At 62.3% G+C, this 20,481-nt stretch carries 21 protein-coding genes; 19 read left to right on the plus strand and 2 right to left on the minus strand.

Features of this window, described 5'->3' with window-relative positions; genetic code table 11:
- Positions 1 to 11 precede the first annotated feature (11 nt).
- The 8 genes from BLO97_RS26430 to BLO97_RS26465 all read left to right on the plus strand — a co-directional run bounded on the left by BLO97_RS26430 (position 12) and on the right by BLO97_RS26465 (position 7,860).
- Positions 12 to 2,270, plus strand: a complete 2,259-nt coding sequence (locus BLO97_RS26430) for a chemotaxis protein CheA (protein ID WP_092348947.1) — start codon at positions 12 to 14, stop codon at positions 2,268 to 2,270.
- A gap of 48 nt (positions 2,271 to 2,318) precedes the next feature.
- On the plus strand, positions 2,319 to 3,452 hold the full coding sequence (locus tag BLO97_RS26435; RefSeq protein WP_072341648.1) for a protein-glutamate methylesterase/protein-glutamine glutaminase: 1,134 nt from the start codon (positions 2,319 to 2,321) through the stop codon (positions 3,450 to 3,452).
- Entirely contained in the window at positions 3,452 to 4,192 is a 741-nt protein-coding gene (locus BLO97_RS26440) for a flagellar motor protein (RefSeq protein ID WP_063322393.1), read from the plus strand. Before BLO97_RS26435 ends, BLO97_RS26440 begins: the two co-directional genes overlap by 1 nt.
- Before the next feature lie 15 nt (positions 4,193 to 4,207).
- On the plus strand, positions 4,208 to 5,092 hold the full coding sequence (gene motD / locus BLO97_RS26445) for a flagellar motor protein MotD (protein WP_072341651.1): 885 nt from the start codon (positions 4,208 to 4,210) through the stop codon (positions 5,090 to 5,092).
- Positions 5,093 to 5,141: 49 nt separating this feature from the next.
- Positions 5,142 to 5,933 (plus strand): ParA family protein, encoded by a 792-nt coding sequence (locus BLO97_RS26450; protein WP_053120309.1) that lies wholly within the window; start codon positions 5,142 to 5,144, stop codon positions 5,931 to 5,933.
- 96 nt (positions 5,934 to 6,029) lie between these two features.
- Positions 6,030 to 6,905 (plus strand): CheW domain-containing protein, encoded by an 876-nt coding sequence (locus BLO97_RS26455; RefSeq protein ID WP_092348950.1) that lies wholly within the window; start codon positions 6,030 to 6,032, stop codon positions 6,903 to 6,905.
- A 72-nt stretch (positions 6,906 to 6,977) separates the two neighbouring features.
- Positions 6,978 to 7,463, plus strand: coding sequence for a chemotaxis protein CheW (locus BLO97_RS26460; RefSeq protein ID WP_003199144.1), 486 nt, complete (start codon positions 6,978 to 6,980; stop codon positions 7,461 to 7,463).
- A 1-nt stretch (position 7,464) separates the two neighbouring features.
- The gene (locus BLO97_RS26465; protein WP_003183966.1) at positions 7,465 to 7,860 is read left to right on the plus strand and encodes a DUF2802 domain-containing protein; all 396 of its coding nucleotides are present in this window, start codon (positions 7,465 to 7,467) and stop codon (positions 7,858 to 7,860) included.
- Positions 7,861 to 8,119: 259 nt separating this feature from the next.
- Here the strand turns inward: BLO97_RS26465 and BLO97_RS26470 are convergent, their stop codons facing one another.
- Positions 8,120 to 8,449: an EscU/YscU/HrcU family type III secretion system export apparatus switch protein gene (locus BLO97_RS26470; RefSeq protein WP_063322390.1), complete on the minus strand. Its 330-nt coding sequence runs from the start codon at positions 8,447 to 8,449 to the stop codon at positions 8,120 to 8,122.
- The gene (locus tag BLO97_RS26475; protein WP_092348953.1) at positions 8,446 to 10,017 is read right to left on the minus strand and encodes a flagellar hook-length control protein FliK; all 1,572 of its coding nucleotides are present in this window, start codon (positions 10,015 to 10,017) and stop codon (positions 8,446 to 8,448) included. The genes BLO97_RS26470 and BLO97_RS26475 overlap by 4 nt, the downstream gene beginning before the upstream one ends.
- A gap of 199 nt (positions 10,018 to 10,216) precedes the next feature.
- Between BLO97_RS26475 and ccmA the strand changes: the two genes are divergently transcribed.
- From ccmA to BLO97_RS26530, 11 genes are all read left to right on the plus strand, one after another.
- Positions 10,217 to 10,852, plus strand: a complete 636-nt coding sequence (gene ccmA, locus BLO97_RS26480) for a cytochrome c biogenesis heme-transporting ATPase CcmA (RefSeq protein ID WP_092348956.1) — start codon at positions 10,217 to 10,219, stop codon at positions 10,850 to 10,852.
- Entirely contained in the window at positions 10,849 to 11,517 is a 669-nt protein-coding gene (gene ccmB, locus BLO97_RS26485; RefSeq protein ID WP_003199151.1) for a heme exporter protein CcmB, read from the plus strand. Before ccmA ends, ccmB begins: the two co-directional genes overlap by 4 nt.
- 94 nt (positions 11,518 to 11,611) lie before the next feature.
- Positions 11,612 to 12,367 carry a heme ABC transporter permease gene (locus tag BLO97_RS26490; protein WP_063322387.1) on the plus strand — a complete coding sequence of 252 codons (756 nt, stop codon included), beginning with the start codon at positions 11,612 to 11,614 and terminating at the stop codon, positions 12,365 to 12,367.
- Positions 12,364 to 12,540 carry a heme exporter protein CcmD gene (gene ccmD / locus BLO97_RS26495; RefSeq protein ID WP_003199159.1) on the plus strand — a complete coding sequence of 59 codons (177 nt, stop codon included), beginning with the start codon at positions 12,364 to 12,366 and terminating at the stop codon, positions 12,538 to 12,540. The genes BLO97_RS26490 and ccmD overlap by 4 nt, the downstream gene beginning before the upstream one ends.
- Positions 12,537 to 12,992: a cytochrome c maturation protein CcmE gene (gene ccmE / locus BLO97_RS26500; RefSeq protein ID WP_063322386.1), complete on the plus strand. Its 456-nt coding sequence runs from the start codon at positions 12,537 to 12,539 to the stop codon at positions 12,990 to 12,992. Before ccmD ends, ccmE begins: the two co-directional genes overlap by 4 nt.
- Before the next feature lie 3 nt (positions 12,993 to 12,995).
- On the plus strand, positions 12,996 to 14,984 hold the full coding sequence (locus tag BLO97_RS26505) for a heme lyase CcmF/NrfE family subunit (RefSeq protein WP_063322385.1): 1,989 nt from the start codon (positions 12,996 to 12,998) through the stop codon (positions 14,982 to 14,984).
- Positions 14,981 to 15,517 carry a DsbE family thiol:disulfide interchange protein gene (locus BLO97_RS26510; protein WP_063322384.1) on the plus strand — a complete coding sequence of 179 codons (537 nt, stop codon included), beginning with the start codon at positions 14,981 to 14,983 and terminating at the stop codon, positions 15,515 to 15,517. Before BLO97_RS26505 ends, BLO97_RS26510 begins: the two co-directional genes overlap by 4 nt.
- Positions 15,514 to 15,987, plus strand: a complete 474-nt coding sequence (locus BLO97_RS26515; protein ID WP_003199166.1) for a cytochrome c-type biogenesis protein — start codon at positions 15,514 to 15,516, stop codon at positions 15,985 to 15,987. The genes BLO97_RS26510 and BLO97_RS26515 overlap by 4 nt, the downstream gene beginning before the upstream one ends.
- The gene (gene ccmI, locus BLO97_RS26520) at positions 15,980 to 17,182 is read left to right on the plus strand and encodes a c-type cytochrome biogenesis protein CcmI (RefSeq protein ID WP_092222869.1); all 1,203 of its coding nucleotides are present in this window, start codon (positions 15,980 to 15,982) and stop codon (positions 17,180 to 17,182) included. Before BLO97_RS26515 ends, ccmI begins: the two co-directional genes overlap by 8 nt.
- Before the next feature lie 14 nt (positions 17,183 to 17,196).
- Complete coding sequence (locus BLO97_RS26525; RefSeq protein WP_072341675.1) at positions 17,197 to 17,604, plus strand: hypothetical protein; 408 nt, start codon at positions 17,197 to 17,199, stop codon at positions 17,602 to 17,604.
- A 389-nt stretch (positions 17,605 to 17,993) separates the two neighbouring features.
- A complete protein-coding gene (locus BLO97_RS26530; RefSeq protein ID WP_063322380.1) occupies positions 17,994 to 20,087 on the plus strand; it encodes an LTA synthase family protein in 2,094 nt (697 codons plus the stop codon).
- The last annotated feature ends 394 nt before the right edge of the window (positions 20,088 to 20,481 follow it).

A 20,481-nucleotide genomic window follows, 5' to 3' on the forward strand; every position in this document is an offset into this window, starting at 1 on the left:
AGCAGCCATTAATGAGCTTCGGCGCCGATGAAGAGATCCTTCAGGATTTCCTGGTTGAGGCCGGCGAGATTCTAGAGCAACTGTCTGAACAGCTGGTCGAGCTGGAAAGCCGACCAGATGATGCGGATCTGCTCAATGCAATTTTTCGCGGTTTCCACACTGTAAAAGGAGGCGCCGGCTTCCTCCAGCTCAACGAGTTGGTGGAGTGCTGTCACATTGCCGAAAACGTGTTCGACATCCTGCGCAAGGGTGAGCGTCGCGTTGATTCGGAACTGATGGACGTGGTGCTTGAAGCGCTGGATGCGGTCAACAGCATGTTCAGCGAAGTGCGTGAGCGCTCGCCGATCACCGCTGCCACCCCCGAACTGCTCGCTGCGCTGGCGCGCCTGGCCGAGCCGCAATCGGCTGACGAAGCGGCTCCGGTTGCCGAGCCTGCGGTTGAAGAACCGGTCGCCGAGGCATCGGGCGACATCACCGATAACGAATTCGAACAACTGCTGGACTCCCTGAATACCGTCAAGGCCCAGGCCGAGGCGCCGGTCGCTCCGGCTGCACCTGCTGCACCGGTCGCCGATGGGGCTGCCAGCGATGAAATCACCGATGCCGAGTTCGAGTCACTGCTCGACCAGCTCCATGGCAAGGGCCAGTTCGCGCCGGATGCGGTCGTGCCGCCGACGGCTCCGGCCGCCCCGAAAGCCGCGGGCGACAGCTCGGACATCACCGACGACGAATTCGAAGCCTTGCTCGATCAGTTGCATGGCAAGGGCACCTTTGCCGTTGACGCGCTGGATTCAGCCATCGCTTCGGCGCCGACACCGGCCAAGCCTGCCGCTGCTACCGCGGGCAGCGACCTGATCAGCGATCACGAATTCGAATCACTGCTCGACGAGTTGCATGGCAAGGGCAAGTTCAGCGAAGTCGGTACCGCTTCTGCTGCGCCTGCTGCCGCTGCCGCAGCGGCTGCACCGGCGGCCAAGGCTGCGCCCAAACCCGCTGCCAAGGCACCGGAACCGAAGGCCGAACCTGCCAAGCCTGCCGCTGCTGCTCCGGCGCCCGCCCGTGCTGCGGCGGCTGCGCCAGCGGAAAAACCGGCCAGCGAAGCCGAGACCACTGTTCGGGTCGATACCGCGCGCCTGGACGAGATCATGAACATGGTCGGCGAACTGGTGCTGGTGCGTAACCGTCTGGTGCGCCTGGGCCTCAACAGCCAGGATGAAGCCATGTCCAAGGCCGTGTCGAACCTCGACGTGGTCACGGCGGATCTGCAGACCGCGGTCATGAAGACCCGGATGCAGCCGATCAAGAAAGTCTTCGGGCGCTTCCCGCGCCTGGTTCGCGACCTGGCTCGCCAGCTCAAGAAAGAAATCAACCTGGAACTGGTGGGTGAAGAAACCGACCTCGACAAGAACCTTGTCGAGGCCCTGGCCGACCCGCTGGTCCACTTGGTGCGCAACGCGGTCGACCACGGCATCGAGTCGCCGGAAGAACGCGAAGCCTCGGGCAAGGTCCGCAGCGGCAAGGTGATCCTGGCCGCCGAGCAGGAAGGCGACCACATCCTGCTATCGATCTCCGACGACGGCAAAGGCATGGACCCTAACGTGCTGCGTTCCATCGCGGTGAAACGCGGTGTGATGGACAAGGATGCCGCTGACCGCCTGAGCGACACCGAGTGCTACAACCTGATCTTCGCCCCAGGTTTCTCGACCAAGACCGAGATTTCCGACGTGTCGGGCCGTGGCGTGGGCATGGACGTGGTGAAAACCAAGATTTCCCAGCTCAACGGTTCGATCAATATCTACTCGACCAAGGGCCAGGGCTCGAAGATCGTCATCAAGGTCCCGCTGACCCTGGCGATCATGCCGACCCTGATGGTGATGCTGGGCAACCAGGCGTTCGCCTTCCCGCTGGTCAACGTCAACGAGATTTTCCACCTCGACCTGTCGCGCACCAACGTGGTGGACGGCCAGGAAGTGGTGATCGTACGGGACAAGGCACTGCCGCTGTTCTACCTCAAGCGCTGGCTGGTCAGTTCCGCCGCTCATGTGGAGCAGGGCGAAGGCCACGTGGTGATCCTTTCGGTGGGCACCCAGCGGATCGGCTTCGTTGTCGACCAGTTGGTGGGCCAGGAAGAAGTGGTCATCAAGCCGTTGGGCAAGATGCTCCAGGGCACCCCGGGCATGTCCGGCGCCACCATCACCGGCGACGGCCGCATCGCGTTGATCCTCGATGTGCCAAGCATGCTCAAGCGTTACGCCGCTCGGCGTATTTGATTCTGGAGGGGCGTGGCCCAGGGCCGCGCCTCGTCTAACGGAGTGTTTATGGTAGTTAAAGTCCTGGTGGTGGACGATTCGGGGTTTTTCCGCCGCCGCGTCTCGGAAATTCTTTCGGCGGACACGAGTATTCAGGTCGTCGGTACCGCGACCAATGGCAAAGAGGCGATTGATCAGGCCCTGGCGCTCAAGCCGGACGTGATCACCATGGACTACGAGATGCCGATGATGGACGGCATCACGGCCGTGCGGCATATCATGCAGCGCTGCCCGACCCCGGTATTGATGTTCTCGTCCCTGACCCATGAAGGCGCTCGGGTGACCCTCGATGCGCTGGACGCCGGGGCGGTGGATTTCCTGCCGAAGAATTTCGAAGACATTTCGCGCAACCCCGACAAGGTCCGGCAGTTGCTGTGCGAAAAGGTCCACAGCATTTCCCGCAGCAATCGCCGTGTCGGTGCCTACAGCGCACCGGCGCCAGCCCCGGTTGCGGCACCAAGCCCTGCGCCAGCGCCGACGGCATCGAGCAGTTTCAATCCGGCCCCGGTACGCAGCGCGCCGGCACCTGCGCCGACGCGTTCGGCACCCGCCAGTGCAACGTCGCCGGCACCCAAGCGCAAAGCCTACAAGCTGGTCGCTATCGGTACGTCCACGGGTGGCCCGGTGGCACTGCAACGGGTCCTGACCCAGTTGCCGGCCAACTTCCCGGCCCCCATCGTGTTGATCCAGCACATGCCGGCGGCGTTCACCAAGGCTTTCGCGGAGCGTCTGGACAAGCTGTGCAACATCAGCGTCAAGGAAGCCGAGGATGGCGACATCCTGCGTCCCGGCCTGGCGTTGTTGGCACCCGGTGGCAAGCAGATGATGATCGATGGTCGGGGCGCGGTGAAAATCCTGCCCGGTGACGAGCGTCTGAACTACAAGCCTTGCGTGGACATTACCTTCGGTTCCGCGGCCAAGTCCTACGGTGACAAAGTTCTGGCGGTGGTGCTCACCGGCATGGGCGCCGACGGTCGTGAAGGTGCGCGCCTGCTCAAGCAAGGCGGCAGTGCGATCTGGGCCCAGGACGAAGCCAGCTGCGTGATCTACGGCATGCCGATGGCCATCGTGAAGGCGGACCTCGCCGACGCGGTGTACGGGCTGGACGACATCGGTAGACACCTGGTCGAGGCGTGCCTGTAATGGATGTGCTCAGCCTGATCGGCATCGTCATGGCGTTCGTCGCCATCATTGGCGGCAATTATCTGGAAGGTGGGCATCTGGGCGCGCTGGCCAACGGCCCGGCGGCGTTGATCGTGCTCGGTGGCACCATTGGCGCGGCGCTGTTGCAGTCGCCCATGAGCGCTTTCAAACGCGCCATGCAGGTGCTGATCTGGATTCTGTTCCCGCCCCGTGTCGACTTGGCCGGTGGTATCGACCGGGTGGTGAACTGGAGCCTGACCGCGCGCAAGGAAGGCTTGCTGGGCCTGGAAGGGGTGGCCGATGCCGAACCTGACAGCTACTCACGCAAAGGCCTGCAATTGTTGGTGGACGGCGCCGAGCCGGAAGCCATCCGCAGCATTCTGGAAGTGGATTTCTACACCCAGGAAAGTCGCGATATCGAAGCGGCCAAGGTATTCGAAAGCATGGGCGGCTACGCGCCGACCATCGGCATCATCGGTGCGGTGATGGGCCTGATCCATGTAATGGGCAACCTGGCCGATCCATCGCAACTGGGCAGCGGCATCGCCGTGGCGTTCGTCGCCACGATCTATGGCGTGGCCAGCGCGAACCTGGTGCTGTTGCCGATCGCCGCCAAGCTCAAGTCCATCGCGTTGCGCCAGTCGCGCTATCGCGAAATGCTGCTGGAAGGGATCCTGTCGATCGCCGAAGGCGAAAACCCGCGCTCCATTGAGTTGAAGCTCCAGGGCTTCATGGACTGATGGGAGACATGGAAAATGGCTCGTCGCAGGCATCATGAAGAACACGTCAACCATGAACGCTGGCTGGTTTCCTATGCCGACTTCATTACGCTGCTGTTCGCCTTTTTCGTGGTCATGTACTCGATTTCGTCGGTCAACGAAGGCAAGTACAAAGTGATTTCCGAGGCGTTGATTGGGGTCTTTTCCGACTCCGACCGCGCCCTCAAGCCCATCCCCATAGGTGATGAGCGACCCAAGACCACGACGCCGGCCAAGCCGCTGGTCAGGGATGCCGAGCAGGTCGATGCCGGTATCGCCGGTGGCAGCGATCCGCTGAAAAGCATCGCTGATGACATCAGCGCGGCGTTCGGTGACCTCATCAGCTCGAACCAGATGACCGTGCGTGGCAATGAGCTGTGGGTCGAGATCGAGCTCAACTCCAGCCTGTTGTTCGGCAGCGGCGACGCCATGCCCAGTGATATGGCATTCAATATCATCGATAAGGTGGCGGCGATCCTGAAACCGTTCGACAACCCGATCCATGTCGAGGGCTTCACCGATGACCAGCCGATTCGTACCGCACAGTACCCGACCAACTGGGAGCTGTCCTCGGCCCGTTCGGCGAGCATCGTGCGCATGTTGGCCATGCAGGGCGTGAACCCCGGTCGCCTGGCGTCGGTGGGCTATGGCGAGTTCCAGCCGGTGGCCAATAACGCCACGGCCGAGGGGCGCGCGCGTAACCGGCGCGTGGTGTTGGTCGTGTCGCGTAACCTCGATGTGCGCCGCAGCCTGACCGGTACCGGCACGGCCAATGCAAAACCGGACGCCGCCTTGAAGCGGGCTGGCACACAAACTGCACCGGCTCCGGTCAAGTCGCCGGGAAGACAGAGTGCCGTCAATTCTCCGTCACCCGCTTTATAACCGAGCTATTTCTCGGTCGAGCCTGTTTCGGCCGGGAGGAACGATCCGAATGAGAGTCTGGGCAGTCGCCAATCAAAAAGGTGGTGTGGGCAAGACCACATCTTCCATCGCTTTAGCCGGGTTGCTGGCCGAGGCGGGCAAGCGCGTGGTCATCGTCGATCTGGACCCCCATGGCTCGATGACCAGCTATTTCGGCTACGATCCCGATAGCCTGGAGCACAGCAACTACGACCTGTTCCTGCACAAGGGCGTTGTGCCCGAGGGCCTGCCGGGGCAGTTGCTGTTGTCCACCAGCGACGAGCGGATTTCCCTGCTGCCATCGAGCACCGCTCTCGCCACCCTGGAGCGACAGTCGCCCGGGCAGAGCGGGCTGGGCTTGGTAATCGCCAAGAGTCTGGCGCAGCTGTGGCAGGATTTCGATTACGCGATCATCGACAGCCCGCCGTTGCTGGGTTTGCTGATGGTCAATGCCTTGGCTGCCAGCCAGCAGTTGGTGATCCCGGTGCAGACCGAGCACTTGGCCGTCAAGGGCCTGGAGCGCATGGTCAATACACTGGCGATGGTCAACCGCTCGCGCAAGCAGACGCTGGCCTTCAACATCGTGCCGACCTTGTTCGATCGTCGCACCCAGGCGTCCCTGGGCACCCTGCGGGTGTTGCGGGACATGTACCCGGAGGACATCTGGCAAGGCTATATCCCCGTCGATACCCGCTTGCGGGACGCCAGCCGCGCGGGTGTGACGCCCTCGCAATTCGATGGCAAGAGCCGTGGCGTGCTGGCCTACCGGGCGCTGCTCAAGCACCTGTTGGCCCAGCAGCTTGTTCCACAGCAGGTGGCTTAAGGTGACGAGGCTTTCCACTGGCACTGCGTTCGCTTGCGAACGCTCAAGTCCTACCGCATTCATGCCGATAACCTCTTCAAGTGGCGCACTGTTCCTATGAGCCGCCCGATAAAGACAACTTCGCGTCCGCAAATGGCCCTGCAATCCTATCTGGATGGGCTGTTGCAGGAAGCGACCGAAGAATTGCCACCACAGCCCAGCCTGATCGAGGCGTTGCCCGAGAATGTCGAAGCCAAGGGTGTGCTGGATGAGTTTCAGGCGGCCGTGCTCGAAGAGCAGGCCCGTGATGCACAGAAATCAGTAGTGGCTGCGGCGGTCGAGGCACCGTTCATCAAGCCTCAGGTGGCGGTCATGGACGCGCCTGCGCCGATCCTGGCGCCGGTCTCGACCGTTGCCCCGTTGCTGCAAGGCCTGGTGACGCCGGTGGTGGAAATCCACCTGCCGCCGAGCAGCCCGCCTCCGCCGGTGCCGGGCGACGACCGTCCGGCCTGGGCCGCCGAGCCGTTCGAGTGTTTGTTGTTCGATGTGGCCGGGTTGACCCTGGCGGTGCCGCTGGTATGCCTGGGATCGATTTATTCCCTGGCCGGGCAGGAATTGACGCCGTTGTTTGGCCAGCCGGAATGGTTCCTCGGGATCCTGCCGAGCCAGGCCGGCAACCTGAAGGTGCTGGATACCGCGCGCTGGGTCATGCCGGACCGTTATCGCGATGATTTTCGCCAGGGCCTGCAATACGTGATTTCGGTGCAAGGTTACGAGTGGGGTTTGGCGGTGCATCAGGTCAGCCGTTCGCTGCGCCTGGACCCGAACGAGATCAAGTGGCGCAGCCATCGAGGGCAACGGCCATGGCTGGCCGGTACGGTGATCGAGCATATGTGCGCCTTGCTGGACGTTTCCGAGCTGGCGGAGCTGATCGCCAGCGGCGGGGCAAAACACTTGGGCGGCAGCAAGAAGCCGGTCCAGAAACCGAAATAAGACAACCGGCGGCGCACAGCGTCGCCGGACAGAATACACGCCGCCACAGGCGGTTTTTCGAGGGGTCAGGGTATGAATGATAAGGCGTCGTCTCAAAAGGGTTCTGAAGATCCGATTCTGCAATGGGTAACCTTCAAGCTCGATAACGAAACCTACGGCATCAACGTGATGCGCGTTCAGGAAGTGCTGCGCTATACCGAGATCGCCCCGGTACCGGGTGCACCGAGCTATGTGCTGGGCATCATCAACCTGCGTGGCAACGTGGTTACAGTGATAGATACCCGCCAGCGCTTCGGCCTGATGAATGCCGAGATCAGCGACAACACCCGGATCGTCATCATCGAAGCCGACAAGCAAGTGGTTGGCATCATGGTCGACAGCGTCGCTGAAGTGGTTTACCTGCGTCAGTCGGAAATCGAGACTGCGCCGAACGTGGGTAACGAAGAATCCGCCAAGTTCATTCAGGGCGTGTGCAACAAGAACAACGAGTTGCTGATTCTGGTTGAACTGGACAAGATGATGAGCGAAGAAGAGTGGTCGGAACTGGAGAGTATCTGATTTGATTCTTGAGGTAGCAGTCATTGTCCTGTTCCTTTTCTGGGCAGGCACGCTGGCGATGTTCTTGGCGTATATACGTGGCCAGCGGCAGATCGCCGCTCAGCAGGCCCAGGGCGATGCGCTGCGTGACCAGCGCATCAAGGACCTGGCCAAGCGCGTCGATGATTACCAGAACGGCACCGTGCGCATGGGCGAAGCGCTCCATGAGCTGCGTGCCGTGGTCGCGCCGTTGCCGGATAAACTCGCCCAGTTGGAACAGCGCGACCCCTCCAGCCTGTCCTTCGCCCAGGCTGCCCGCCTGGTGGGCATGGGCGCCAGCGTCGACGAACTGACCCAAGCTTGCGGCCTGACCCAGGCCGAGGCGGAGTTGATGAGTAAGCTGCACAAGGGCGGCTGATCGCCTTCACCCCAATCCAATGTGGGAGCGAGCTTGCTCGCGATAGCGGTGTAACAGTCAACACAACTGTGCGCCCGCCATCGCGAGCAAGCTCGCTCCCACAGGTTTTTCTGGCGTTCCCCTAAAGTCCAGCCAACAAACAGCCCCTGTGGCGAGGGAGCTTGCTCCCGCTGGGTCGCGCAGCGGCCCCATCTTTTTGCGGTTGCTGCGCAACCGAGCGGGAGCAAGCTCCCTCGCCACGGGAACAGCGTTGCTGTAATCAGTAATCCTCGCCGCGGTCCGTCACGTCCTTCTCGGCACTCGGCGCATTCGGGTCGTAGCCCTGGGGAAACTTGCCCTTGAGGTTCCAGGCAAACGCAATGATCTCGGCAATCGTGCGGTACAGCTCCTCCGGAATGCTGTCGCCCAATTCCATCCGGGCCAACAGCTTCACCAACTCAGCGTTTTCATAAATCGGTACTTCGCTTTCCCGGGCGATCCGCAGGATTTCCTCGGCCAGGGCTTCGTCGCCCTTGGCGGTGAGGGTCGGGGCGTGGTGGCCGTCGTACTTGAGGGCGATGGCCTGGCGGGGTTCGGTGTGGGTTGTCATGCGGTTTCGTCCACCCAGCGTTGTTCCAGACGAGTCTTGGGGCCTTGGGGCGGAGTGCCGAGGTGGCAGTCCAGGTCGCCGACGTTCAGGCCACAGGTCACCAGGCGCTCACGCAGCGCTGTCAGGTTGCTTTCGATCAGGCTCGCGGTGTACGGCCGTTCGGCCCACAGCTGGCTCGACAGGCTGCCGCTGAGCAATTGCGCCTGAACCTGCAGCGGCCCCAGCGGTTCCATGTCGAACGCCAATTCCACCCGCCAGAGCTGCTGTTTCGGCTCGCGTTCTTCACGGCGTTCGTCTGGTTGCTCCCGGGGCGGGGTTTCCTCGCGCTGGAACTTGACCTGCAAGGACACGATGTCCTGCAGATTGCGCATCGGGATTTCCAATTGCCAGGTGCTCATCAGCCGACCGTCGTCAGTCAGGCCAGTTTGCTCCAGGCTCGACAATTGATGGCTTTGCAGGCGCGACACGGCGGCAGCGGCCAGGCGCAGCAGGTGTTCGAGGTCGCCTTCTTCGTCCTGGCCTTTCGTCTGGCGCGAGGGCAGGGGGAAGCTGGTGGGTTGCGGCTTGGCGCTGACCTGGCCGAGGGTTCCCAGGGCGTTGCGGACAAAACTGGGCAGTACTTGGGCCAGGGTGTTGGCGGCAATGATGGCCGTGAGGTTGGTGGATGCGGGCAGGGCTGGCGTCAGTTGGGCGATCAGCTTGAGCAGGTCGCCTTTGAGGTCGGGTGCCGGCCCCGGCGGCTGTCCTGCGAGTAACTTGCTTTCCAGGAACACACCGCTGGCGACCATGGCCTGGGCCAGCCCCTTGGGCGTGCTCAGTTGCTGGACATCCGGCAGGCTGGCCAACAGGCGTGTCACCGCGGCGCGCAGCTCGGCACCGGTGTCATCGTTGGCCGGAAGGTTTTGCAGGACGGTGATCAGATTGTCCAGCGAGCCCTGCTGGCTCATTTGCGTGACCAATTGCTGGCTCACCGCCAATTGCTCGTGGCGGTTGCTCAGCGGAACGAACTTCAGCGTCTGGGCATCTTGCACCTGGGCACTCAACAGCGTGCCGATTCGCAGCGGTTGCGGGCTGTCGATGTCCAGGGTGCTGCCGGCCTGGGCGGTGTTGAGCAGGCTCACCAACGAGCGATACACCGCCGGTTGCCCCGGCAATTGCGGCAGGGCCTGGCTGGTCAGCACCTTGCCTTGCAGCAGGGTGCCGACCGGCAACTGTGCGGTGTCGATCCGGGTCAGGGTGGCGACGCTGGAAGCGATGGCCTGTTGCACGGTGATGGCCAGGTTGCTGGCGGACGGTTGGGTCACGGCCAGGCTGGTGCCCTGTGGCAACGGCTGGGTGCTGCTGGCCTGCACGGTGGTCTGGCGGCCGCTTTCCAATGTGACCTTGAGCAGCAACTGGAAGGTCTGGTCCGCCTGCTTGAGCGACAGCACTTCGGCCTGGGCGGTCTGGCCGGGGCCGATCAGCCCTTCGGCCGGTGCCAGCAATTTGAGCAGCTCGCCCGTCACCGCTGGCATACGCGTCGTTGCCGTGGCCTGGGGCAGCGGCAGGATGTTGATGTCGCCTGTCATCTGCGGTCTTACCCTGGGGAAAATAAGCCCTCTTGAGAGTAGGGCATCACATGTATAATGCCGCCCGTCTTTCAGGGAGTGGCGAAAACCTTGCAATTGTTTGACGCAGCTCTGTGGAACAGGCCGTCAAAGCATCTATGCTGCACCTCTTTAACGGCCGCTGCACCGCCGACTTGAACCGTATAAGGCCCGCGATCCCTTGACCAGTCCTCTCCTGCAAACCGTTGGCCTCGCCTGTGAGCGAGACTTGCGGCTGCTTTTCGAAAATCTCGAATTGAGACTCTCGCCCGGCGATATGGTGCAGATCAGTGGTCCCAACGGCAGCGGCAAGACCAGCCTGCTGCGCCTGCTCGCCGGATTGATGCAGCCCACCGCCGGCCAGGTGTTGCTCAATGGCCAGCCCTTGCACGGCCAGCGTAGCGAGCTGGCCCGCAATCTGCTCTGGATCGGCCATGCCGCCGGTATCAAGGATTTGCTGACCCCCGAAGAAAATCTCAGTTGGCTCTGCGCATTGCATACGCCGGTCGGCCGCGAAGCGATCTGGCAGGCGTTGGCGGCGGTAGGGCTGCGCGGCTTTGAAGACGTGCCGAGCCACACCCTGTCTGCCGGCCAGCAACGCCGCGTGGCGCTGGCCCGGCTGTACCTGGACAGCCCGCCGCTGTGGATTCTCGACGAGCCATTCACCGCCCTGGACAAGCAGGGCGTCGCGCAACTCGAGGAACACTTGGCCCTGCACTGTGAAAACGGTGGCATGGTGCTCTTGACCACCCACCACACGCTGGCGCGGATGCCGGCCGGTTATCGCAACATTGATCTGGGGAACTGGGCCGTATGAGTGTGTTTGGCCTGTTGCTTGCCCGCGAGGCGCGCCTGCTGTTCCGTCGTCCGGCCGAATTGGCCAATCCGCTGGTGTTCTTCGCGATTGTCATTGCATTGTTCCCGTTGGCGGTCGGGCCGGAGACTCAATTGTTGCAAACCTTGTCTCCGGGACTGGTCTGGGTCGCCGCGCTTTTATCGGTCCTGCTCTCGCTGGACGGGCTTTTCCGCAGTGATTTCGAAGACGGCTCGCTGGAACAGTGGGTCCTTTCGTCGCACCCCCTGGCCCTTCTGGTTTTGGCCAAGGTACTGGCACACTGGGTTTTTTCCGGGCTGGCACTGGTATTGCTCTCGCCATTGCTGGCAATGATGCTGGGGCTGCCCGGCGCGTGCATGCCGGTGCTGCTGGTGTCGCTGCTGCTGGGCACGCCGGTGTTGAGCCTGCTCGGTGCGGTGGGCGCGGCGTTGACGGTGGGGTTGAAGCGCGGCGGCCTGTTGCTGGCGCTGCTGATCCTGCCGTTGTATATCCCGGTCCTGATCCTGGGCAGTGGTGCCTTGCAAGCGGCGCTGCAAGGCATGCCCGCGACCGGTTATCTGCTGTGGCTTGGGAGCCTGACCGCCCTGGCGATAACCCTGACACCCTTTGCAATAGCCGCTGGCCTGAAGATCAGCGTCGGCGAATAATAACGAGGCCTGGTCAAAAATTGACCACTTCTTTGGAAGTAAAGGCTGCCCCGGCGGTTCGTGACGGCGAGCCGCAACCGTGATGGAAACAACAATGAACTGGACCTGGTTTCACAAGCTCGGCTCACCCAAGTGGTTCTACGGCATCAGCGGCAAACTGCTCCCATGGTTGAGCATCGCTGCATTGTTGTTGATTGGTTCTGGCGTGGTCTGGGGCCTGGCTTTCGCACCGCCGGACTACCAGCAAGGCAACAGCTTTCGCATCATCTACATCCACGTGCCCACGGCGCTGCTGGCCCAGTCCGTCTACGTGATGCTGGCGGTGTGCGGTGTGGTCGGGCTGGTGTGGAAGATGAAGCTGGCCGACGTAGCCCTGCAATGCGCCGCGCCCATCGGTGCCTGGATGACGGCCGTGGCGCTGGTCACCGGGGCCATCTGGGGCAAGCCGACCTGGGGCTCATGGTGGGTCTGGGATGCGCGACTGACATCGATGCTGATCCTGCTGTTCCTGTACTTCGGTCTTATTGCGCTGGGCAACGCCATCAGCAATCGTGACAGTGCCGCCAAGGCCTGCGCAGTGCTGGCGATTGTCGGCGTGATCAACATCCCGATCATCAAGTACTCGGTGGAGTGGTGGAACACCCTGCACCAGGGCGCAACCTTCACCCTTACCGAAAAACCGGCGATGCCCGTCGAAATGTGGCTGCCGCTGTTGCTGACGGTGTTGGGTTTCTACTGTTTCTTCGGCGCGGTGCTGTTGCTGCGCATGCGTCTGGAAGTGCTCAAGCGCGAGTCCCGGGCCAGTTGGGTGAAGGCCGAAGTGCAGAACAGTCTGGAGGCCGTTCGATGAGTTTCGCTTCATTCGGCGATTTCCTCGCCATGGGCCATCATGGCCTGTATGTCTGGTCAGCCTATGGCATTTGCCTGGTGGTGCTGGCCCTCAACGTGGCGGTGCCGATCCTGGCCCGCAAGCGGTATCTGCAACAAGAGGCGCGTCGTCTGCGCCGGGAGAACGGTCAGTGAATCCGCTGCGCAAAAAACGTCTTGTCATCATTCTTGCGATCCTGGTGGGTGTCGGTGTCGCGGTCGCCCTGGCCCTGAGTGCCCTGAAGCAGAACATCAACCTGTTCTACACCCCGACCCAGATCGCCAACGGTGAAGCACCCAAGGACACCCGCATCCGCGCTGGCGGTATGGTGGAAAAAGGCTCGCTGGAGCGCTCCGGGGATTCACTGGATGTGAAGTTCAATGTCACCGACTTCAACAAGACCGTGACCATCACCTATCGCGGCATCCTCCCGGACCTGTTCCGCGAAGGGCAGGGCATCGTCGCCCTGGGCAAGCTCAACGCCGACGGCGTGGTGGTGGCCGATGAAGTGCTGGCCAAGCACGACGAAAAATACATGCCGCCGGAAGTGACCAAGGCGCTGAAAGACAGCGGCCAGTCGGCGCCCGCTCCCGTGAAGGAGGGCTGATCGATGACTGCTGGCATCTTTATTCCCGAGTTGGGCCACCTGGCGATGATCCTGGCCCTGTGTTTTTCCCTGGTGCAGGCCGTGGTGCCGTTGCTCGGTGCCTGGCGCGGCGACCGTTTGTGGATGAGCCTGGCCCAGCCGGCGGCATGGGGCCAGTTCGCCTTCATGCTGTTTGCCTTCGGTTGCCTGACCTATGCCTTCATGGCTGACGATTTTTCGGTGGCGTACGTCGCCAGCAACTCCAACAGCGCCTTGCCCTGGTACTACAAGTTCAGCGCGGTGTGGGGCGCCCATGAGGGGTCGCTGTTGCTCTGGGCGTTGATCCTTGCCGGCTGGACCTTCGCCGTCTCGGTGTTTTCCCGACAGTTGCCCCAAGTGATGCTGGCCCGGGTGCTGGCGGTGATGGGCATGATCAGCACCGGTTTCCTGCTGTTTTTGATTGTCACTTCCAACCCGTTCGAGCGCATCCTGCCGCAGATGCCGACGGATGGTCGCGACCTCAACCCATTGCTGCAAGACATCGGCCTGATCGTTCACCCGCCAATGCTCTACATGGGCTACGTCGGCTTCTCCGTGGCCTTCGCCTTCGCTATCGCCGCGTTGCTCGGTGGGCGCCTCGATGCCGCGTGGGCACGCTGGTCGCGTCCGTGGACCATCGTCGCCTGGGCCTTCCTCGGCATCGGCATCACCCTTGGCTCGTGGTGGGCCTACTACGAGCTCGGCTGGGGCGGCTGGTGGTTCTGGGACCCGGTGGAAAACGCGTCCTTCATGCCCTGGCTGGTGGGCACGGCGCTGATTCACTCCCTGGCCGTCACGGAAAAACGCGGGGTGTTCAAGAGCTGGACCGTGTTGCTGGCCATCGCGGCGTTCTCGCTGAGCCTGCTGGGGACCTTCCTGGTGCGTTCCGGCGTACTCACGTCGGTGCACGCCTTTGCCTCTGACCCCGAGCGCGGTGTGTTCATCCTGATGTTCCTGCTGTTCGTGGTCGGCGGTTCGCTGACGCTGTTCGCCCTGCGTGCACCGGTGGTCAAGAGCCAGGTCGGCTTCAACCTCTGGTCACGGGAAACCCTGTTGCTGGGCAATAACCTGGTGTTGGTGGTGGCCGCGTCGATGATCCTGCTGGGGACGTTGTACCCACTGGTGCTCGATGCGTTGTCCGGCGCCAAGCTGTCGGTGGGGCCGCCGTACTTCAATGCGTTGTTCATCCCGCTGATGGCGATCCTGATGGTGGTGATGGCCATCGGTGTGCTGGTGCGCTGGAAAGACACCCCGGTCAAGTGGCTGCTGGGCATGTTGACCCCGGTGCTGCTGGGCACGGCCGCTCTGGCCGTGGTGGCCGGCGTGGCGTATGGCGATTTCAACTGGGCGGTGTTGGCGACGTTCGTGCTGGCGGCCTGGGTATTGCTGGCGGGTGTGCGGGACATCTTCGACAAGACCCGGCACAAAGGCCTGATCAAGGGCCTGCCGACCCTGACCCGCAGTTACTGGGGCATGCAGGTCGCCCACCTGGGCATCGCCGTCTGCGCCCTGGGCGTGGTGCTGTCCAGCCAGAACAGCGCCGAGCGCGACCTGCGCCTGGCGCCGGGTGAGTCCATGGACCTGGCCGGTTATCAGTTCGTTTTCGAGGGCGCCAAACATTTCGAGGGCCCGAACTTCACGTCCGACAAAGGCACTGTACGGGTCATTCGCAACGGCCAGGAAATCACCGTGTTGCACCCGGAAAAACGTCTCTACACCGTGCAGAACTCGGTCATGACCGAAGCTGGCATCGATGCCGGTTTCACCCGCGATCTCTACGTGGCGCTGGGCGAGTCCCTGGGCGACGGCGCGTGGGCGGTACGGGTCCACGTCAAGCCGTTCGTACGCTGGATCTGGTTCGGTGGCTTGCTCACCGGCCTGGGTGGGGTGTTGGCGGCGCTGGATCGTCGTTATCGAGTCAAGGTGAAAACCCGGGTGCGTGAGACCCTGGGCATGACGGGAGCCACTGCATGAAACGTTGGTTGATGTTGGTGCCGCTGGCGCTGTTCCTGTTGATGGCGGTGTTTTTGTACCGCGGGCTGTACCTGAACCCGAGCGAGTTGCCCTCGGCGATGATCGGCAAGCCGTTCCCGGATTTCTCCCTGCCATCGGTGCAGGGCGACAAGACCTTGACCCGCGCCGACCTGCTGGGCAAGCCGGCGCTGGTCAACGTGTGGGGCACCTGGTGCATCTCCTGCCGGGTCGAACACCCGGTGTTGAACAAGCTGGCCCAGAACGGGGTGGTGATCTACGGCGTCAATTACAAGGACGTCAATGCCGACGCCTTGAAATGGCTGGCCGAGTTCCACAATCCGTATCAACTGGACATTCGCGATGAAGACGGCTCCCTGGGCCTGAACCTGGGTGTCTACGGCGCGCCGGAAACATTCTTCATCGATGCCAAGGGCATCATCCGCGACAAGTTCGTCGGCGTGATTGACGAGCAGGTCTGGCGCGAGAAGCTGGCCGCCAAATACCAGGCACTGGTGGACGAGGCCAAGCCATGAAGCGCTGGTTAGCTGCCGCCATCCTCGGCCTGAGCCTTGCCGGTGTGGCCCATGCCGCCATTGATACCTACGAATTCGCCAACGACGGCGAGCGCGAGCGATTTCGCGAACTGACCAAGGAGCTGCGCTGCCCCAAGTGTCAGAACCAGGACATCGCCGACTCCAACGCGCCTATTGCCGCCGACCTGCGCAAGGAAATCTTCCGCATGCTCGGTGAGGGCAAGGACAACCAGCAGATCATCGATTTCATGGTCGATCGCTACGGTGAGTTCGTGCGCTACAACCCCGCCCTGTCCTCCAAGACGGCGCTGCTCTGGTTCGGCCCCGCCGGGCTGTTGTTTGGTGGTTTCGTTGTCATTGCGGTAATCGTGCGCCGCCGCCGGGTCCAGCGCACCGCCGCCCCGGACACGCTTTCTGTCGAAGAGCGCCAGCGCCTCGACCAACTGTTGGATAAAACCAAGCATGATTGATTTCTGGCTCGCCGCAGGTCTGCTTCTTCTGGTTGCCCTGAGTTTTCTGTTGATCCCTGTGCTGCGCGGTCGCCGCGCCCAACTGGAGGAGGACCGTACCGCACTCAACGTGGCGTTGTATCAGGAACGTGTCGCCGAATTGCAGACCGAGCGGGAGGAGGGTGTGCTCAACGCGGCGCAACTGGACACCGGTCGCGCCGAAGCCGCCCGTGAACTGCTCGCCGACACCGAGGGCGCCGACACACCGCGCGAATCCCGGTTGGGCAAGCCGTTGCCGTTGCTCGCCGCCGTGCTGGTACCGTTGTTGGGCCTGGCGCTGTACCTGCATTTCGGTGCCAGTGACAAGGTCGAGCTGACCCGTGAATTCGCCCAGGCGCCGCAGTCGATGGAAGAGATGACCCTGCGCCTGGAACGCGCCGTGGCGGCGCAGCCGGATAATGCCGAGGGGCTGTACTTCCTCGGGCGTACCTACATGGCGCAGGATCGGCCGGCGGACGCGGCGAAGCTCTTCGAGCGCACCGTGGCCGTCGCCGGTCGTCAACCGGAACTGTTGGGCCAGTGGGCCCAGGCGCAGTATTTCGCCGATGGCAAGAAATGGTCGGATAAAGTCCAGGCCTTGACCGACGAAGCGCTCAAGCTCGATCCGAAGGAAGTCACCAGCCTCGGCCTGTTGGGCATCGCCGCGTTTGAAGGCGAGCGTTATCAGGATGCGATCGACTACTGGGGGCGTCTGCTCGCGCAACTGCCGGAGGGCGACAAGTCCCGGGAGGCGCTGCAGGGCGGCATTACCCGTGCCACCGAGAAGCTGCAGGGCAGTGGCGGCAAGGTCGCCCAGGCGCCTATCGCCAAGGCTGCGGCATTGCTCAAGGTGCGCGTGGACCTGGCGCCGGCACTCAAGGCCAAGGTGCAGCCGGGCGACAGTGTATTCATCTTCGCTCGCGCCGTTTCCGGCCCACCTGCGCCGCTGGCCGCCAAGCGCCTGACGGTCGCCGATCTGCCGGTCACGGTGGAACTGGGCGACGCGGACGCCATGATGCCGCAGTTGAAACTGTCGAACTTCCCCGAAGTCCAACTGGTGGCGCGCATCTCCCGGGCCGGCCAGCCGACCGCGGGTGAGTGGATCGGCCGCAGCCAGCCCCTGGCGAGCAGCACCACGGCGCAGCAACAATTGACCATCGACAGTCCGGACAAATAACAGGAATTCGCACCATGACCGCCATCGCTCGTATCACCCTGCTCACGCTCGTCATGGGCCTGAGCGCTTGTGCGGTCCAGCGTCCGTCGGAGCCCTCGGCGCCGCTGCCACCGATCCCGCCGTCGACCCCGACCAGCAAACCGGCCCCGTCCACACCGCCGGGCAAACCTGTCATCCCGAACAAACCGGCCAAACCGCTGCCGCGTACATCCGCCAGCTTCGCCCCGCCGCCGGGTGGCAACAGCCATTGGGACGCCAAGCTTGGGGTCTATGTGCTGGACAACCAGACGAACACGTTCTATCGCCAGCGAACCTATTACCGCTGGAACAATGGTTGGAGCCGTTCCGTCAGCCCGAATGGCCCATGGGAAGACACCACCATCGAAGGCGTGCCGGCGGGTCTTGGACGCCAGTTTCATTAAGGTCCCTGTGGCGAGGGGATTTATCCCCGCTGGGCTGCGAAGCAGCCCTGAAACCTGATGACTCGGTATGTCAGGCAGATTGAATCCACAGTGATGGGGTCGCTTCGCGACCCAACGGGGATAAATCCCCTCTCCACAACAGCGTTCGGCTCAACTTCATCAGCAGACCGGGGATTTTGTGTTTCTGGATATTCTTTGAACGAAATTTTCACTGAATCTTGCGGACAATCCCCCGCGCTCATATCGCCGTCGGTTATTTAATGGCAATGCCATAGCCGTTCGTGCAACATTTGCGCACTCGCGCAAGCCCCGGGGCCAGGCTTTGGCCAACAGAGGGCGCGCCGTTGTTTCTTTTTGTCACTCCAATTCCGATAGGGTCCTTAAACGACATGGCAATCCCGGACGCCCTGAGTCAGCAGCGTACTACGCATCGCCTGCTGCAACCGACTGTCAAATCGCACCTGGCCTACACGTTGCTTTGTGCCTTGGTGATGATGGTCATGTTCAGCCTGCTGCGCGTGGCGCTGCTGGTCTATAACCGCGAGATGATCCTCGACACGCCGGCTTCGACCTTCGTTGAAGCCTTCGTCAACGGCCTGCGTTTCGACTTGCGCCTGGTGGTCTACCTCTGCATCCCGTTGTTGCTGGCGTTGTTCAGCGCAAGGGCCATGGCGGCCCGTGGGTTCTTTCGTTTCTGGCTGACTGTCACTTCCAGCATCGCGCTGTTCCTGGGCTTGATGGAGATGGATTTCTACCGTGAATTCCACCAGCGCCTCAACGGCCTGGTCTTCCAGTATGTAAAGGAAGACCCGAAAACCGTGATGAGCATGCTTTGGTACGGTTTCCCGGTGGTGCGCTACCTGCTGGCGTGGGCCGGTGGCACCATTATCCTCAGCCTGGCGTTCAAGGGTGCCGACCGCGCCACGCGTCCCCGCGGGCCGTTCAGTGGCGGCACCATTGGCACTCGGCAGATCGCCCCGTGGTATGGGCGTGTCGCGGTGTTTGTCGTTTGCCTGCTGGTCGCCGTGACCGCCGCGCGCGGCACCTTGCGCCAAGGGCCGCCCCTGCGCTGGGGCGACGTCTACACCACCGATTCGAACTTCGCCAACCAGTTGGGCCTCAACGGCACCTTGTCGCTGGTGGCGGCGGCCAAGAGCCGGATGTCCGAAGACCGCGACAACATCTGGAAAGCCACCCTTGAGCAACCGCTGGCGCAGCAGACCGTGCGCGACATGCTGGTGATGCCTGACGATAAACTGGTGGATACCGCGACAGCCGCCGTGCGCCGCGACTACACGCCACCGGCGGACAAGACCCTGCCGATCAAGAATGTGGTCGTGATCCTCATGGAAAGCATGGCCGGTCACTCGGTGGGCGCCTTGGGCGCGCCGGGCAACATCACGCCCTACATGGACAAACTGGCCAAGGAAGGCCTGCTGTTCGACCGTTTCTTCTCCAACGGCACCCACACCCACCAGGGCATGTTCGCCACCATGGCGTGCTTCCCGAACCTGCCGGGTTTCGAATACCTGATGCAGACGCCGGAGGGCAGCCACAAGCTGTCAGGCCTGCCGCAACTGCTCAGCGCCCGTGACTACGACGACGTGTATGTCTACAACGGCGATTTCGCCTGGGACAACCAGTCGGGGTTCTTCAGCAGCCAGGGCATGACCAACTTCATCGGGCGTAACGACTATGTGAACCCGGTGTTTTCCGATCCCACCTGGGGTGTGTCCGACCAAGACATGTTCGACCGTGGCCTGATCGAGCTCAAGGCGCGGGAAAACGGCAAGCCGTTCTATGCCTTGCTGCAAACCCTGTCCAACCACACCCCTTATGCATTGCCGACGCCGTTGCCGGTCGAGCCGGTCACCGACCGTGGTCGGCTGAACGAACACCTGACCGCCATGCGCTACTCCGACTGGGCCCTGGGCCAGTTCTTCGAGAAGGCCCGCAAGGAGCCTTACTTCAAGGAAACCCTGTTCGTCGTGGTCGGCGACCATGGCTTTGGCAACGAACGCCAGATCACCGAGATGGACCTGGGCCGTTTCAACGTGCCGATGCTGTTGATCGGCCCGGGCGTCCAGGAGAAATTCGGCCAGCGTAATCACACCGTAGGTACTCAGGTCGACATCGTGCCGACCATCATGGGCCGGATCGGTGGGCAAGTACGGAACCAGTGCTGGGGCCGTGACCTGTTGAACCTGCCGCAAGGCGATCCCGGTTTTGGTGTGATCAAGCCGTCGGGCAGCGAGCAGACCACGGCGATCATCCGCGATGACCATATCCTGGTCCTGCCGAAGGAAAAGGAAATGGAACCGAAGATGTATCGCTATGAACTGGGCGCCAACCCAGGTGCGGAAATCATCCCGAATGCACCGGACACCGCGCCGATGAAACTCAAGCTCGAATCTTTCCTGCAAACCGCGACCAAGAGCCTGCTGGATAACACCGCCGGCGTTGTTGACGGCAAGCCGGACTGATAAACGGCGCACATAAAAAAGAGGCCTGCCAAGGCCTCTTTTTTTTTGGTGCGCCAGGCATGGCGCGTTGCGCGCAAGCGCAACCAGCTTGGCTGTGGTGGTCACGCTGGTGACTTGGAGGTGAAAGTCCTCTACACACCCGGCAAGGGGAAGTGTTAGCCAGAGGCAAGGGTGTCGCGGGTGACTGCGAATCTGAAGGAAGCCCGAGGCAAAATGCTGGCCTGACGAACAGGAAGCGGATTAGGCGGTGCAGCGGGGTAAGGTAGCCAAAATTGCCAAAGCCCAATACTTGCACGGAACGCTGTGACGTAGATCCGACAGGCATAAGCAGGAAGGTCGCGCGAATTACCCTGGGAGATCTGCCCGTTTGCCAGTGTGCTACCGAGCGTCGAGA

This window comes from Pseudomonas sp. NFACC05-1 (assembly GCF_900100135.1).
GTDB classification, from domain to species: Bacteria; Pseudomonadota; Gammaproteobacteria; order Pseudomonadales; family Pseudomonadaceae; genus Aquipseudomonas; species Aquipseudomonas fluorescens_Q.

What these genes read in the sequence shown, in the direction of transcription:
- BLO97_RS26430 (WP_092348947.1), top strand. Translation starts at nt 12, where the DNA reads ATGAGCTTCGGCGCCGATGAAGAGATCCTTCAGGATTTCCTGGTTGAG.
- BLO97_RS26435 (WP_072341648.1), top strand. Translation starts at nt 2,319, where the DNA reads ATGGTAGTTAAAGTCCTGGTGGTGGACGATTCGGGGTTTTTCCGCCGC.
- BLO97_RS26440 (WP_063322393.1), top strand. Translation starts at nt 3,452, where the DNA reads ATGGATGTGCTCAGCCTGATCGGCATCGTCATGGCGTTCGTCGCCATC.
- motD (WP_072341651.1), top strand. Translation starts at nt 4,208, where the DNA reads ATGGCTCGTCGCAGGCATCATGAAGAACACGTCAACCATGAACGCTGG.
- BLO97_RS26450 (WP_053120309.1), top strand. Translation starts at nt 5,142, where the DNA reads ATGAGAGTCTGGGCAGTCGCCAATCAAAAAGGTGGTGTGGGCAAGACC.
- BLO97_RS26455 (WP_092348950.1), top strand. Translation starts at nt 6,030, where the DNA reads ATGAGCCGCCCGATAAAGACAACTTCGCGTCCGCAAATGGCCCTGCAA.
- BLO97_RS26460 (WP_003199144.1), top strand. Translation starts at nt 6,978, where the DNA reads ATGAATGATAAGGCGTCGTCTCAAAAGGGTTCTGAAGATCCGATTCTG.
- BLO97_RS26470 (WP_063322390.1), bottom strand. Translation starts at nt 8,449, where the DNA reads ATGACAACCCACACCGAACCCCGCCAGGCCATCGCCCTCAAGTACGAC.
- BLO97_RS26475 (WP_092348953.1), bottom strand. Translation starts at nt 10,017, where the DNA reads ATGACAGGCGACATCAACATCCTGCCGCTGCCCCAGGCCACGGCAACG.
- ccmB (WP_003199151.1), top strand. Translation starts at nt 10,849, where the DNA reads ATGAGTGTGTTTGGCCTGTTGCTTGCCCGCGAGGCGCGCCTGCTGTTC.
- BLO97_RS26490 (WP_063322387.1), top strand. Translation starts at nt 11,612, where the DNA reads ATGAACTGGACCTGGTTTCACAAGCTCGGCTCACCCAAGTGGTTCTAC.
- ccmD (WP_003199159.1), top strand. Translation starts at nt 12,364, where the DNA reads ATGAGTTTCGCTTCATTCGGCGATTTCCTCGCCATGGGCCATCATGGC.
- BLO97_RS26505 (WP_063322385.1), top strand. Translation starts at nt 12,996, where the DNA reads ATGACTGCTGGCATCTTTATTCCCGAGTTGGGCCACCTGGCGATGATC.
- BLO97_RS26510 (WP_063322384.1), top strand. Translation starts at nt 14,981, where the DNA reads ATGAAACGTTGGTTGATGTTGGTGCCGCTGGCGCTGTTCCTGTTGATG.
- BLO97_RS26515 (WP_003199166.1), top strand. Translation starts at nt 15,514, where the DNA reads ATGAAGCGCTGGTTAGCTGCCGCCATCCTCGGCCTGAGCCTTGCCGGT.
- ccmI (WP_092222869.1), top strand. Translation starts at nt 15,980, where the DNA reads ATGATTGATTTCTGGCTCGCCGCAGGTCTGCTTCTTCTGGTTGCCCTG.
- BLO97_RS26525 (WP_072341675.1), top strand. Translation starts at nt 17,197, where the DNA reads ATGACCGCCATCGCTCGTATCACCCTGCTCACGCTCGTCATGGGCCTG.
- BLO97_RS26530 (WP_063322380.1), top strand. Translation starts at nt 17,994, where the DNA reads ATGGCAATCCCGGACGCCCTGAGTCAGCAGCGTACTACGCATCGCCTG.